This is a genomic window from Shimia thalassica, from assembly GCF_001458215.1.
Classification (GTDB): Bacteria; Pseudomonadota; Alphaproteobacteria; order Rhodobacterales; family Rhodobacteraceae; genus Shimia; species Shimia thalassica.
Window position 1 is genome coordinate 186,317 of record NZ_CYTW01000007.1, and the last position, 13,161, is coordinate 199,477.

The 13,161-nt window shown below is 55.4% G+C and carries 13 protein-coding genes; 4 read left to right on the forward strand and 9 right to left on the reverse strand.

The genetic code is table 11. The features are described from left to right. Window positions 1-38: 38 nt before the first annotated feature. A complete protein-coding gene (gene zapE / locus PH7735_RS19890) occupies window positions 39-1,115 on the reverse strand; it encodes a cell division protein ZapE (RefSeq protein ID WP_058313179.1) in 1,077 nt (358 codons plus the stop codon). Window positions 1,116-1,253: 138 nt separating this feature from the next. On the opposite strand from zapE, the gene PH7735_RS19895 reads away from it, so the two are divergent. Next, window positions 1,254-2,486: an MFS transporter gene (locus tag PH7735_RS19895; RefSeq protein WP_058313180.1), complete on the forward strand. Its 1,233-nt coding sequence runs from the start codon at window positions 1,254-1,256 to the stop codon at window positions 2,484-2,486. On the opposite strand, the gene PH7735_RS19900 is transcribed toward PH7735_RS19895, so the two are convergent. From PH7735_RS19900 to fghA, 6 genes are all read right to left on the reverse strand, one after another. Beyond that, window positions 2,483-3,397: an alpha/beta fold hydrolase gene (locus tag PH7735_RS19900; RefSeq protein WP_058313181.1), complete on the reverse strand. Its 915-nt coding sequence runs from the start codon at window positions 3,395-3,397 to the stop codon at window positions 2,483-2,485. The genes PH7735_RS19895 and PH7735_RS19900 overlap by 4 nt on opposite strands. Beyond that, window positions 3,394-4,308 carry an ornithine cyclodeaminase family protein gene (locus tag PH7735_RS19905; RefSeq protein WP_058313182.1) on the reverse strand — a complete coding sequence of 305 codons (915 nt, stop codon included), beginning with the start codon at window positions 4,306-4,308 and terminating at the stop codon, window positions 3,394-3,396. The genes PH7735_RS19900 and PH7735_RS19905 overlap by 4 nt, the downstream gene beginning before the upstream one ends. Further along, the gene (locus tag PH7735_RS19910; protein ID WP_058313183.1) at window positions 4,305-4,925 is read right to left on the reverse strand and encodes an HAD family hydrolase; all 621 of its coding nucleotides are present in this window, start codon (window positions 4,923-4,925) and stop codon (window positions 4,305-4,307) included. The genes PH7735_RS19905 and PH7735_RS19910 overlap by 4 nt, the downstream gene beginning before the upstream one ends. 34 nt (window positions 4,926-4,959) lie before the next feature. Further along, window positions 4,960-5,928 (reverse strand): DMT family transporter, encoded by a 969-nt coding sequence (locus PH7735_RS19915; RefSeq protein WP_058313184.1) that lies wholly within the window; start codon window positions 5,926-5,928, stop codon window positions 4,960-4,962. 84 nt (window positions 5,929-6,012) lie between these two features. After that, complete coding sequence (locus PH7735_RS19920) at window positions 6,013-6,465, reverse strand: YaiI/YqxD family protein (RefSeq protein WP_058313185.1); 453 nt, start codon at window positions 6,463-6,465, stop codon at window positions 6,013-6,015. Between the two features lie 6 nt (window positions 6,466-6,471). Next, window positions 6,472-7,305, reverse strand: a complete 834-nt coding sequence (fghA, locus tag PH7735_RS19925) for an S-formylglutathione hydrolase (RefSeq protein WP_058313186.1) — start codon at window positions 7,303-7,305, stop codon at window positions 6,472-6,474. 195 nt (window positions 7,306-7,500) lie between these two features. On the opposite strand from fghA, the gene PH7735_RS19930 reads away from it, so the two are divergent. Next, the gene (locus PH7735_RS19930) at window positions 7,501-9,420 is read left to right on the forward strand and encodes a calcium-binding protein (RefSeq protein WP_058313187.1); all 1,920 of its coding nucleotides are present in this window, start codon (window positions 7,501-7,503) and stop codon (window positions 9,418-9,420) included. A gap of 67 nt (window positions 9,421-9,487) precedes the next feature. On the opposite strand, the gene PH7735_RS19935 is transcribed toward PH7735_RS19930, so the two are convergent. Then, a complete protein-coding gene (locus PH7735_RS19935; RefSeq protein WP_058313188.1) occupies window positions 9,488-10,132 on the reverse strand; it encodes a potassium channel family protein in 645 nt (214 codons plus the stop codon). A gap of 218 nt (window positions 10,133-10,350) precedes the next feature. Here PH7735_RS19935 and PH7735_RS19940 point away from each other — a divergent pair, with 218 nt between their 5' ends. Next, complete coding sequence (locus PH7735_RS19940; RefSeq protein ID WP_058313189.1) at window positions 10,351-11,349, forward strand: LLM class flavin-dependent oxidoreductase; 999 nt, start codon at window positions 10,351-10,353, stop codon at window positions 11,347-11,349. A gap of 7 nt (window positions 11,350-11,356) precedes the next feature. On the opposite strand, the gene PH7735_RS19945 is transcribed toward PH7735_RS19940, so the two are convergent. Continuing rightward, window positions 11,357-12,286 (reverse strand): AEC family transporter, encoded by a 930-nt coding sequence (locus PH7735_RS19945; RefSeq protein WP_058313190.1) that lies wholly within the window; start codon window positions 12,284-12,286, stop codon window positions 11,357-11,359. Between the two features lie 116 nt (window positions 12,287-12,402). On the opposite strand from PH7735_RS19945, the gene PH7735_RS19950 reads away from it, so the two are divergent. After that, complete coding sequence (locus PH7735_RS19950; RefSeq protein WP_058313191.1) at window positions 12,403-13,047, forward strand: TetR/AcrR family transcriptional regulator; 645 nt, start codon at window positions 12,403-12,405, stop codon at window positions 13,045-13,047. Window positions 13,048-13,161: the final 114 nt, after the last annotated feature.

Genomic DNA, 13,161 nt, shown 5'->3' on the forward strand with positions numbered 1-13,161 from the left:
GGCGCCCCCCTAATAATTTGCGGGCACGGACCACAGAGTTATTCCGTGTCCCGCCCCCAGTTCTCATCCTGCATTTCACGAAGGCGGCTTGCGGTACGTTCGAATTCGAACGTGCCTTCTCCTTCGAGATAGAGCATTTCAGGTTCGGCCGCTGCGGAACAAATCAGCCGGACTTTGGCTTCGTACAAGGCGTCAATCAGGGTCACGAACCGTTTGGCTTCGTTAAAATTGGTGCGCGACAGGGTCGGTATGTCTTCAAGGATCAACACTTTGACCGCATCAGCAATCGCGAGATAGTCACCGGGCCCAAGCATGGTGCCGCAGAGATCAAAGAAACGGGCCCGCCCGATCCCGTTGCGAAATGCGGGAATGGTAACTTCGCGCCCCTTCACCGTTAACACCAACGGTTCGGCAACGCCGCCTGTCAGGTCGTCCCATACGGATCTGATGTCTGCGCGCGCTTCGGTGTTGGCCTGGACAAAATAAACCTTGCTGCCCTTTAACCGGTTTTGCCGATAATCGCGCGGGCTGGCCATTTCCCAGACATTCAACCGTTCCTTGATCAACCCGATAAAGGGCAGGAACAACTGGCGGTTCAATCCGTTCTTGTAGAGATCATCCGGCACGCGGTTCGACGTTGTCACAACAACCACGCCCGCATCAAAAAGCTTTTCGAACAACCGGCCCACGATCATCGCATCGGTGATGTCGCTGATTTGCATTTCGTCAAAGGCAAGTACCCGAACGCTGTCGGCCACGGCCTTTGCGACGGGTTCAATCGCATCCTCGACACCCCGCTGGCGGGCCTCATGCATGCCAACGTGGATCTCTTGCATAAAGGCGTGAAAATGGACGCGGCGCACCGGCACATTCAATGAGTCCACGAACATATCCATGACCATTGATTTTCCGCGCCCTACGCCCCCCCAAAGATACAAGCCCTGGATAAAGTCGGGTTTTGCCGATTTGCGGAACCATCCCTTTTTCGGCAGCGGCTGTTGAACAGCAAGGCGGATACGTTCGAATTCGGGCAGCACGGCAAGCTGCGCATCATCAGAGTGAAGCGCGCCCGAGGCCACCTTGGCATCATAAATTTCTGGCAAAGAAAGGGTCATACTTCTCCATTAGCGAATACGGCGAGGCCTGAAAAGACATTGAGTGGCATGAATAAATTTGAACTGACGCCCAACAATTCCTGAATTGACTGAATAATCGAGTGCGGTCACCTTGCACGAACGTAGCAGGAGAACACCATGGAGCAGCGCGCCCCTTTATTTACACCGGTCCTTCTTGTCGGATGCGCGATCATTCTGGTCTCGTTTGCGATCAGGGCATCCTTTGGTGTGTTTCAAATTCCGATTGCCGATGAGTTCGGTTGGGCGCGTGCAGAATTCTCTCTCGCGATTGCCATTCAAAACCTCGCCTGGGGGATCGGGCAGCCCATTTTTGGCGCCATCGCCGAGAAAATCGGGGATCGCAAAGCCATCATTCTCGGGGCGCTGTTTTATGCGGCGGGGTTGGTGTTGTCATCGTTTGCCATCACGCCCACGGCGCACCAGTTCTATGAGGTTCTTGTTGGTTTCGGCATTGCGGGCACCGGTTTTGGCGTGATTCTGGCAGTGATCGGACGTGCGAGCTCTGATGAAAACCGGTCCATGTCCCTCGCCATCGCAACGGCAGCAGGGTCGGGGGGGCAAATTTTTGGGGCACCTCTGGCAGAATGGATGCTGGGGTTCATGACATGGCAATCGACCTTTACGGTCTTTGCCGCCGCGATCCTGGCCACATTGTTTTTGCTGCCGATGATGCGCGCCCCGTCGATCAGCAAAGTCGAGCTGGAAGAAAGCTTGGGCGCAATTCTGGTCAAGGCGTTCAAAGACCCATCCTATACTCTGATCGCATTGGGGTTCTTTTCCTGCGGATATCAGCTTGGGTTCATGACCGCCCACTTCCCTGCCATGATCACCGAAATGTGCGGCGCGATTGACCCGTCGGGCATGTTGGCATCGCTTGGGGTTTCGACAACGTCGGCGCTGGGCGCGATTGCGATTTCACTGATTGGATTAGCAAACATCGGCGGCACGCTTTTGGCGGGCTGGGCCGGTAGCCGGTACTCCAAAAAGTATCTTCTGGCCGGAATTTACACATGCCGTACCATTGTCGCGGCGGTGTTTATCCTGATGCCCATCACCCCGACGAGTGTGATCATCTTCTCGATCGCGATGGGGTCGCTTTGGTTGGCGACAGTGCCTCTGACCAGTGGTCTTGTGGCCTATATCTATGGCGTGCGCTACATGGGAACGTTGTACGGGATCGTATTCTTCAGCCACCAGTTGGGCAGCTTCCTTGGTGTGTGGCTGGGCGGGCGCATGTATGACACCTTTGGTGATTACACCATGGTGTGGTGGATCGGGATCGGCGTGGGTGCCTTGAGTGCAGTTCTCCATATCCCCGTAAGAGAACGCCCGCTGGGCGCAATTGCCTAGCGTAACAGGACCGGTTCGAGTTGTTGCCAGAGGTCCTTGGTATGTGTGTAAACCAAGCCGTGGCCGCAGTTCTCTAAGACGATGTGGGATGCGTCGGGGTTCCACTGGGCCATCCGGTCCTTGCAGGACAGTGGAATGACATCATCGTCCGCGCCCCAGACGGCGACAACGGGCAGGTTGTTTTTCTGCAGGCTTCGGTGTTCGTGTTCCAGAGTGACACCCAGAATGCCACATAGGCTGCTATGAACCGACCTCAGAAACCCGCGATAGTTCAATTCGTCGAGCTGTTTTTCCTGAATATCGGGAACCGAAGATGGAAGGACGCGTTCCGCGTCGATCCCCTTGCGCAGCGCACGCGGGTAAAACGCATGGATGAGCCAATGCCCAACCAAGGGCACTTTGCGGGTTAATGTCGCTGCCGCGCCCAGATTGTGCCCAAGGCCCGCAGGAACAAGTAATACCGCCTGACGCACACGCGAGGGATGTTGCGCGGAAAATGCCGTTGCAACGGCACTGCCCATAGAGTTTCCAATCAAAGTGACGGGTTCGTCGACGTTCTGATCCGTCAAAAGATCATGCACAAGGCCGCTGAACAAAGCCGCGTCTTGCGGTTGGCTAGGGCGGTCCGAATATCCCCGACCATAGAGATCAAATGACAGAACACGAAAGCCTGCCTCGGTCAGGTAAGGCACCAAGCCGTCCCATACAAAGCCGGGTGAAGTAAGACCGTGGATACAGACGACAACAGGGCCAGACGCGGGGCCATGCCAGCGATACGAGATTTTGCCGTGGGTCAAGCTGGCGAGGTTTTTGGGGGTGTCTTTCCTGCGCGCCGAAACGGGTTTGCGCAGGGCTTCCCGCAGATAAGGCGCCACCAAAATCACCCCGACAACGAGAAGAAACCAGATCATGCCGATGCCTCCCATTTATCGAGGATATAGCGCGCTGCCATAAGGTCGAGATGCGCCCCGCCGCCATTTTTGAACAACGTAATGTCATCAACTGATTGTCGTTCGAAACGGTCCATTTCGTAAAAGTCCGCAATGAGATCGCTTTTGACAATCGCCCCTGTTTCCAGCGGTGTTTTGAGTTCACCAACCTGATCCACGGTTGTCTCAAAACTATCGGCGAATATGCGTGATCGTTGCAGCGCTTCGTCGTCAGCCTCGCGCATGGTGGGCAGATAGGCCCCGACAAGGTCGATATGTTGTCCGGGTTGCAGCCACGCGCCTTGTAGTATCGGGGTGGTCGACATCGTGGCCGAGGTAATGATGTCCGCCTCTTTGACTGCCGCCTCAAGGTTCGGGGCCAGCTGCATGTTGCCGCATGTCATCGCCATTTTTTCGGCAGTGGCCTGTGTCCTGTTCCAAATCAGAAAACGTGCGTTTGGAAACAGGCTTTGATAGGCGTCATAAAGACTGCGCCCCACCGTTCCTGCGCCCAGTATGAGGATATTGCGGCTGTCCGGTCGGGCCAGTTTGCGCGCCGCCAACAAGGAATCCGCGGCGGTTTTCCATTTTGTCACCAGATGGAAATCGATAAACGCCTCGTCCGTGCCGCTGGTGTCGTCAAACAGGGTAACCGACCCGTGGATCATAGGGGCACCAGCTGCCGGATTGTCGGGAAAAACCGTTGCCGACTTGACCGCGATCCCCAGCCCGTCGATCCACGCTTGTCTGACCAGCAACGTATCTTTGCCGCGATGTAAAAGACTGTCCGAAATTTCGGCCCGTGGAAGACGATGTCCTGCTTCCAGCGCCTCGGCCAGCTCGATCCAGTCAAGATTGGCCTCCCCTTCCGCAAAAGGGATCACACGTGTCATATCGCCTGTTCCGGCGTGAGCAAGCCTTCGTCAACCAGCCGCGCGGCCCAGCCTTCTGGGGATGTAAAGTGATGGGTCTGCCATCCCCGCGCGGCGGCGGCTTCGATGTTTTCAAGCCGGTCATCGGCAAACAAAAGCGTTTGCGGCGCCAAGCCACAGTCCTGCTCGACATGAGCATAGATTGCGGGATCGGGTTTGATGAGTTTCAGACGCCCCGAGACGTATTCCCGATCAAACCCTTTCAGAAACGGAAAGGCCTCTTGCGACAGAGGGAAATTGTCCCAGCCAAAATTCGTCAGGGTAAACACCGTCACACCGTTGGTGCGCAGCGCTTCGAGCAATCGCACGCTGTGCGGAATGGAAGGTGCGGCCAGATCATTCCAGTTGTCGTGCCACATGCGGATTTCTGTGGCCCACTCGGGGTATCTGTCCGCCAGCGGAAACACCACGTCGCGCAGGGCAATCCCTTCGTCGACCTTTTGGTGTTCCTCGTGAAGAGGCACTGCATCAAAGAACATTTTGCGGCGTTCCGGTCCAATGACACGGTCATAGAAATTTTCGGGCTGCCATTCGATAAGCACGTTGCCAATGTCAAAGATTACGGCGTCGATGGGCATGTCTGATCTCGTTTGCTGATGACTTTTGGCGACCCTAGCGGCGGGTGCGCGGTCGATCCAGACCTTTGCGCGGGCTTTGAAGGCTTTCACGCCAGAACACAAAAAGACCGGCCCCAATAATAAGCGTTATGCCAATCCAGGATGTCAGATCAGGCCATTCATCAAAGAACAAAATACCAAACACAATCGCGGCGGGCATCGCGGCATATTCCAGCGGAGCAATGACGCTTGCTTCGGCAAGACGATAGGCCTGCGAGATGAAGAAACCGCCAAAGGCGCTCGCGGTGCCGATCAAGACAAAGAGCGGCCAGTCGCTTTGTTCGGGAAGGACCCACGCCCGCAAAAGAAACTCCCACATGGGGTCGCCTGATCCCGCAAAGTTGCCGTGCCCCAACATCACGCCGATCATACCGCTGACCACAATAAAGGTGATCTGGATGTAAACCGCCATTGTTGCGGCGCTTTCTGTGCCGCCAATTTTGCGGGTCAGGATGTGAAGCGACGCATAGGCCACCGCCGACATCAAGGGCAGAAGCATCGCCCATTGGAACTCATCCCCGGCGGGGCGGATCATGATAATGACACCCACCATGCCGATGCAGACCGCTGTCCAGCGCCTTGGGCCCGCGCGTTCCCCCAGAAACAGGACGGAAAACGCGGTGATCAGAAGCGGGCTCACAAAAAAGACCGCTGAGGTTTCGGCCAGCGGCAAGGCCGAGAGCCCGAGAAAGAACGTCATATTGGCGAACACCACACAAAACCCCCGCAAGAGGTGCATGCCAAGGCGTTTGGTCTTCAGTGTGGAAAATCCGCCCCCCAGCGGCACAATAATCGCCAAGAGCAACGCCAATGCGATGAGCGAGCGTATCAGAACGATCTGGTGAAGCGCATATCCTCCCGACAGGAACTTGATGGATGCGTCGTTGAGCGAGAAAAAGAAGGTCGCAATCAACGCCGAAGACGCACCAAGGGCTGTGCGGTTGTGAGAGAGAGTCTGATCCATCTGCGCATACCATCAAATTGCGGCGTCAAGGTCTGTGTCATGAGCGACCAAAAGGTCGCTTACCGTCATATGTTCCGCAATTACCTAGGCTCTTGCCGCTGCGCGCAATTCCCGTTCGAGTGCCTCAAGAAAGCGGGACCGGTCTGCCTTGGTAAATCCCTTTCCACCCCCTTGGCGAAACGGGTCGGCGGCACGCAAGTCGGCCATCAGATCACGTGTGGCCAGCACATTCCCGATATTGGCCTGCGTAAGTGCCTCGCCATTGTGTTTCAAAACGCGCGCGCCTGCTTCGACGCATTTTGCGGCCAGCGGGATGTCACCGGTGATGACAACATCGCCGGTTTTCGCGCGATCCGCGATCCACATGTCTGCGATGTCGGGCCCTTCGGGGACAATCACATTTTCCACCAGGGGATTGGGCGACGGGCGCAGCCCGCCGTTCGACACCACATAGATTTGGACTTTGTGCCGTGTGCCCACCCGTTCGACCTCGGCCTTAACGGGGCAGGCATCGGCGTCAACATAGATCGCGGTCATGTTTGATCAGTCCGCATACAGCGCATCAGCATGGAACGCGACGTGGTCTTCCATAAAGGACGACACAAAGAAATAGCTGTGATCATAGCCTTTCTGCATCCGCAGGGTGAATTCCTGCCGACGTTTCGCCGCGGCGGCCGCAAGTGTTTCGGGACGCAAAAGATCGATGAACTGATCATCCGCGCCCTGATCGATCAGGACAGGGCCGTCAAACCCCTTTTCGAGCATCAAAACAGAGCTGTCATGCTTGGCCCATGCGTCGGTATCATCACCGAGATAGGCAGAAAGCTGCTTTTTGCCCCAGTCCGCGCCGGTCGGGTTACAGATCGGTGCAAAGGCCGAAACCGAGCGGAACCGCCCGGGCAGGGACATTGCCAGTGTCAGGGCGCCGTGTCCGCCCATTGAGTGCCCCGTGATGGCCTGCCGGCTCATATCCAGCGGAAATTTTTCCTGCAGCATTGATGGCAGGTCTTCGGCGACGTAATCCCACATCTGGAAATGATCGGCCCAGGGGGTCTGGGTCGCGTTCACATAGAAACCGGCGCCTTTTCCAAGGTCATAGGCGTCGTCATCAGCGACTTTTTCACCCCGTGGGCTGGTGTCTGGAAAAACGAGGGCGATGCCATGCTCGGCGGCCCATGCCTGTGCGCCAGCTTTGACCATTGCGTTTTCATGGGTGCAAGTCAGGCCGGACAGATACCACAGAACGGGTACACTTCCGTATTTGGCTTCTTCCGGAAGGAATACGCCAAAAGTCATCTCGCAGCTACAGCTGTGTGACAAATGCGTGTAAACGCCTTGGGTGCCACCAAAGGCTTTGTTTTCGGAAACGATTTCCATCCTGATCTCCTGATATTCGTTGCGTCCACGGCTAACTCAGACGGCGGGTAGACGGCAAGAGAAACCAAGACGGGATGGCGCGACAAATCCGGAAAATCCGCGCAGCAGCGTTTCGGTGTTTGGGCTAAAGGGTTTGACGGTTTGCTTTGGTCTGTGGTGAACTGCTCTCAATTCTATTTTTTTAAGGACATTGATATGGCGACGATTACAGGCACAACGGGCAACGATAATGGCATCGGCAATCCGGTCTTGATGGGCACGGAAGACGATGACGTGATCAGTGGACGCTCGGGTAATGACTCTTTGGTGGGTTTGGGCGGGGATGATTTTCTTGCCCCGGGCACCGGTGCAAACTGGGTCGAAGGTGGGGAGGGCAATGACACGATCTTACTCAGTTCTCCTAATAATTTCACGTCACCTTCAATAATCGATGGCGGTGACGGGATTGATCGTTTGGTTCTGGATGCGGCGAGCGGCCATAACCTCGGTATTCGACACGCCACGCTGCGAAATGTGGAAATTATCGATTTGCAGGAGGACTCCCTGACTCTCTTGCCGCGACAGCTTGAAGATATAACGCAAATTGTCGGGTTCGGCGGCACAGGAGAGTTGTTGCTTGTCGGAGGTACCAGCGTAGAGCTTGGGGGGATCACGGTTGGGGCCGACAACAGTGCCGTTGGGCGCGCAGCAATAAGAACGTCATTTGGAAACGCGACAATAGACGCGAGTGGGGCCACCGCCTCGTGGGATATATTTTCCAGAAGTGGTGATGATCTCATTATTGGAGGTGAAGGCAACGACACTCTCAGAGGATCAGGAGATGGAGATACGCTTCGAGGGGGGGCAGGTGATGACACCCTTTTGGTTGGTGGGGTAACGGGGTACGCCGCAAACCCTTGGACTGTTCTGGACGGGGGGGAAGGCTGGGACGTTTTTGATGGGGACTGGGTTGCGAATTACACACGTACCAGTTTTCAGAACATTGAAGTCTACGTAGGTGGTGGGACGATGTCGCGCGCCAACATGTTGAGCTTTGAAGAGTTTCAAGATGTAGATGATTTACGCATGTCGACCTCTGGCCCCATTGATTTGACAGGACTTGTAAGCTCTACCCTGCGGACGCGATCAACTGGTGCAGAGTATTATCGTTTCTATGGAAGCGCAGAGGCCGACGAAATCACCAAGACAGATACAGTGAACTCTATCGAGGTTTTTTCGGGTTTTGGCGATGATACGGTGCTGACCGGCGCGACCAATGATCTAATACATGATGTTAATGTTTACCAAAGTGTTCAGGCCGGCGGCAACGATAGCCTGAACAGCGGTGATGGTCGTGACACCGTTTATGGTGGCTATGGGGATGATGTCATCATCACTTGGGCCACCGACGCCGATGTGAATGACACTGCCGAAGGGGGCTCTGGCAACGATTACATCGAAACGGGCGCGGGCAATGATCTGGTTTTTGGGGATACGGGAACGGACACAGGTACCCCCTCCGTAGGTGACACCATTGATGGTGGAATGGGCAGCGATCGCATTTATGGTTCTGGCGGCAATGACCTATTGATTGGGGGGCCTGATGACGGGGATCACGCCGATACAATTAATGGCAACGGCGGGAATGACAGCATTATTGCAGGCGCTGGAAATGACAGCGTTGGCGGTGGTGCCGGAGATGATACCATTGTTGGTGGAACAGGGGCGGATACGCTTACCGGAAACGGCGGAAATGATCTGATTTCCGGCGGGTCGATTGCCGATCTTATCGTTGGCGGCGCGGGCGACGACTTTATCAATGGCGGGTTTGGCAATGATTTGCTGAACGGGGGCGAAGGTGCGGACAGGTTCTTTCATGCTGGCGTTGAGGGGCACGGAAGCGACTGGATTCAGGACTTTTCGGAAGAAGACGCCCTTGTCGCCGTGGACAGTGCACGCGCCAGCGATTTTCAGGTCAACTTTTCAAACACGGACGGCGCAGGCGATGCCGGTGTTGACGAAGCCTTTGTGATCTATCGTCCCTCAGGGCAGATTCTCTGGGCGCTTGTCGACGGAGGGGATCTGACCTCTTTGACTTTGCGGATCGAAGAAGTGGACTACGATCTGTTAATCTAGGTACGAGGCACGCCTGCCGTAATGCTGTGCCGGGCCATGTGATGTCACACAAACGGTCCCGCTAGGCCTAGTCGCCGTTGTCGGGTGTTTGGAACTTGCCAACGATGCTGCCGATCATGATCGCGATGTACAGAACCCCGACAATGGCTTCGAACCCTGCCACCATGCGGGCCAGCGGGCTTATCGGGAGAATATCGCCGTAGCCCAAACTGGTTATCGTGACGATGCTGTAATAAACCACCGACGACCAGATATCCGAGTCCAGCGCCATTTGGATGGCGTCATTGTCGAGCCGCAGAATGTGCAGATACAGCATTGCCCAGGCCATCGCGAGCAGCAAGTATCCGAATATCGCACCAAGCAATGCCTCAAGGTTTCCTGTGGTCTGGTTCAAGAGAACCTGAAACGTGATCCACAATGCCGCCAGCAACATGACACCAGTCAAAACCAGAGCCAGTGTCTGAAACGCCCCGACGTTTAGCGCAACAAGCGATGCAATCAGCCAGACAATGGCGATGACAATGCCCACTGTACGTGCGCGCGGGTCCTTGAAGGCTGCGATGGCCGCACCAACAATCGCCACATCGAACAACGTGAGGCTAATCACCTGAACGCTAAGAGAGGGGCCAAAAACAGGACCAACAAAAAACGACGACACCAGAAAGATGAGCAGTACCCCCCAATGAAGACCTGTTGTTCTGATCTCCATCATGGCTTGGTTCCTTCCCTTTTCTGTGCTTGCAGTCAGGGCCTATGCGGAACCCGTGAAAATAGAAACACAAATGTTGGCAAATACACAACCTGACCCGTCCTGCCAGAACGCAAATCGATGCCAAAACCCGTTGGGGCGCCAAACTCTGGCCAGAGACGGTTGTGTTGGGGCACCCAATTCCCCACATATCCACTAAAGAGAAATCAGTTGAGGTTGATATGAAGTACTTTTCGCTGCTCGATTTGGCCCCAATTCCAGAAGGGCAAACCGCTTCGGATGCTCTTTCGAACTCTGTCGCGTTGGCGAAACTAGCGGAAGCATCGGGCTATCACCGGTATTGGCTGGCCGAGCACCACAACATGCCGGGTATCGCCAGTTCGTCCACTGCTGTTCTGATCGCCCATATTGCCGCCGCGACATCGACACTGCGTGTCGGGGCAGGTGGGATCATGTTGCCAAACCATGCGCCGCTGGTTGTGGCCGAACAATTTGGCACTCTGGCGACACTCTATCCTGACAGGATTGATCTCGGGCTGGGGCGTGCACCGGGAACGGATATGGCCACGGCGCGCGCATTGCGCCGTCACATGTCCCCTGAAGATGGTTTTCCGCAGGATGTGCAGGAATTGATGGGATATCTTGCCGTACCCGACAGCCCGCAACGTGTCAGGGCCATTCCCGGAGAAGGCACGCAGGTGCCGGTCTGGATTCTGGGATCAAGCCTTTATGGTGCTCAGCTGGCCGCGCATCTTGGGTTACCTTATGCGTTTGCGTCCCATTTTGCGCCAGCAATGCTGGAGCAGGCGCTCGACGTGTACCGGACGACTTTTCAACCCTCCAAGGCCCTTGCCGAACCTTATGTTATGATGGCGGCGGGTGTGTGTGCCGCAGACACTGATGCAGAAGCGGCCCGCCTGCGCACATCGCAGCAATTGGGCTTTGCGCGTCTGCGCAGCGGGACACCGGGCAAGCTGCCCGAACCTATTGATGATGTCACACAGGAGGTTCCTACGGCTGTTCTCGAACAGGTGAATTACGCGTTGTCTTGTTCGGCAACAGGATCGCGCGAAACCGTGAAATCACAGCTTTCCAAAATTCTAAGTGTCCACCAACCTGATGAACTGATGGTGACGGGTATGATCCATAATCAGACCGCGCGGTTAAAATCATTTGAAATCGCGGCAGAGATTTTGTCCAAATTGCGAGGGGCCGGTTAAACGCGCGCTAAAGCGTGCTCACCCATGCAACGATCACAGACACCGTGCCGATACTAAGCGCTGTTGAAAACAGGATCGCGGCCGAGGCACGGTGCGGTGCAACATTATAGTGCTGAGCAAGCATATAGACATTCCCTGCCACAGGCAGCGCCGCAGCAGAGATCACAACTCCGGCTGAATAGGTGTCGATCGGAAACAGCCAAAGCACACCAATGGCTACAAAAATCGGATGCAGGATCAGCTTGCAGAAGCTTAACCAAAGCGCGATTTGTGCACGCTCTGCCGATTTCGATGCAAGCGACGCACCAATCGCGAATAAGGCGCCGGGCGTCGCCGCACCGCCAAGAATGGCAAGAAAGTCGTTCATTGGGTCCGGAATGGGCAGTTCCAAAGCAGACCAGATCAGGCCCGCGCTGATCGCGACGATCATCGGATTTTTGACCAGCCCAAGACCTACGGTTCGCAGAACACCCAAAGACATGCGCCCATCGCGTCCACCGGTGATCAGGATCACGATGAGTGAGGAAAAAACAATCAGGTCAACTGCCAGCACCAACATGACCGGCCCGATCGCTTTTTCTCCGAGCAAGAGAACAAGCATCGGCACACCCAGAAAGCCGACATTGCCGATTGCGGCGCACTGGGCCTCGACCGCGGCGGTCGCGACATCCAGCCGCCTGAGGAAAGCGACTGCCGTTGCAATCCCGTATACAAATGCGGTTCCCCAGAGATATGCCGTCACCAATGTCCAGTCCAAGACCTCGGCCAAAGACAGGTTGGCAGCAAAGCGAAACAGCATTGCCGACAAGGCGAAATAGAAAACAAACTTGGTCAGATACACCGTCGCTTCGTCGGGAAAAAACCGAGTGCGTCCAGCCCAATAGCCCAGACCAATGATCGCAAAGAAGGGCAGTGTTTTCAGGAAAATTTCAAGCATGTGAAACTCGTACCATTCTTGGAGGGCGCGTCAAATGCTTCTGTTATGTATGCGCTTGCTTGTTAAAACTGAACTGATTGGTTTATATTCGAGTTCCACGAGACATCGAGGCGCTCATGAATACCCATAATCTTGTTATTCGCCGTGGGCGCAAGTTTGATCAGGTGATCGATGGTGCGCGGGATGTTTTCCTGCGTGACGGCTTTGAAGGCGCAAGTGTGGATGATATCGCACGGGCGGCCGGTGTGTCCAAAGCCACGTTGTACAGCTATTTTCCCGACAAGGCGTCTCTGTTCATGGAGATGGCAACGCAAGAGGTGCAAACCCACACCCAACAGATGGTGCAATCCGTTGTGCCGGATGATCCGCCCGAAGAGGTTCTTTTGCGCACCGGAAGGGGCATGATGTGTTTCATGCTGACAGATTTCGGGCGACGTATTTTTCGTATTTGTGTGGCCGAGGCGGACCGCTTTCCCGAACTGGGGCGGCGTTTCTATGAAATGGGACCGGGATATCTCAGGGGGCAACTGCGCGACTATCTTGAGCTGTGTGTCTCTCGCGGAGAGCTTCAGATCGAAGATCTGGATCTCGCTGCGGACCAGTTTCCGGAACTGTGCAAAGCCGAACTGTTTCCCAAACTGGTGTTCGGCGTCATTGAAGACGTTTCAGAGGCCGAAATTGATCGGGTTGTGCATGGCGCGGTGCATGCGTTTATGACGTGTTACGGCCGCAAGCCCCGTGTTGAAAAGGCGCGCAAGTGATGCGCGCCCAATCGGTTTCGCATACGTCTTAGAATTCGACGACGGCGCGAATGGATTTACCTTCGTGCATCAGATCAAAGCCCTTGTTGATGTCCTCAAGGCTGAGCTTGTGAG

What these genes read in the sequence shown, in the direction of transcription:
- PH7735_RS19910 (WP_058313183.1), bottom strand. Translation starts at nt 4,925, where the DNA reads ATGCCCATCGACGCCGTAATCTTTGACATTGGCAACGTGCTTATCGAA.
- PH7735_RS19945 (WP_058313190.1), bottom strand. Translation starts at nt 12,286, where the DNA reads ATGCTTGAAATTTTCCTGAAAACACTGCCCTTCTTTGCGATCATTGGT.
- PH7735_RS19950 (WP_058313191.1), top strand. Translation starts at nt 12,403, where the DNA reads ATGAATACCCATAATCTTGTTATTCGCCGTGGGCGCAAGTTTGATCAG.
- PH7735_RS19920 (WP_058313185.1), bottom strand. Translation starts at nt 6,465, where the DNA reads ATGACCGCGATCTATGTTGACGCCGATGCCTGCCCCGTTAAGGCCGAG.
- PH7735_RS19930 (WP_058313187.1), top strand. Translation starts at nt 7,501, where the DNA reads ATGGCGACGATTACAGGCACAACGGGCAACGATAATGGCATCGGCAAT.
- PH7735_RS19900 (WP_058313181.1), bottom strand. Translation starts at nt 3,397, where the DNA reads ATGATCTGGTTTCTTCTCGTTGTCGGGGTGATTTTGGTGGCGCCTTAT.
- PH7735_RS19905 (WP_058313182.1), bottom strand. Translation starts at nt 4,308, where the DNA reads ATGACACGTGTGATCCCTTTTGCGGAAGGGGAGGCCAATCTTGACTGG.
- fghA (WP_058313186.1), bottom strand. Translation starts at nt 7,305, where the DNA reads ATGGAAATCGTTTCCGAAAACAAAGCCTTTGGTGGCACCCAAGGCGTT.
- zapE (WP_058313179.1), bottom strand. Translation starts at nt 1,115, where the DNA reads ATGACCCTTTCTTTGCCAGAAATTTATGATGCCAAGGTGGCCTCGGGC.
- PH7735_RS19915 (WP_058313184.1), bottom strand. Translation starts at nt 5,928, where the DNA reads ATGGATCAGACTCTCTCTCACAACCGCACAGCCCTTGGTGCGTCTTCG.
- PH7735_RS19895 (WP_058313180.1), top strand. Translation starts at nt 1,254, where the DNA reads ATGGAGCAGCGCGCCCCTTTATTTACACCGGTCCTTCTTGTCGGATGC.
- PH7735_RS19940 (WP_058313189.1), top strand. Translation starts at nt 10,351, where the DNA reads ATGAAGTACTTTTCGCTGCTCGATTTGGCCCCAATTCCAGAAGGGCAA.
- PH7735_RS19935 (WP_058313188.1), bottom strand. Translation starts at nt 10,132, where the DNA reads ATGATGGAGATCAGAACAACAGGTCTTCATTGGGGGGTACTGCTCATC.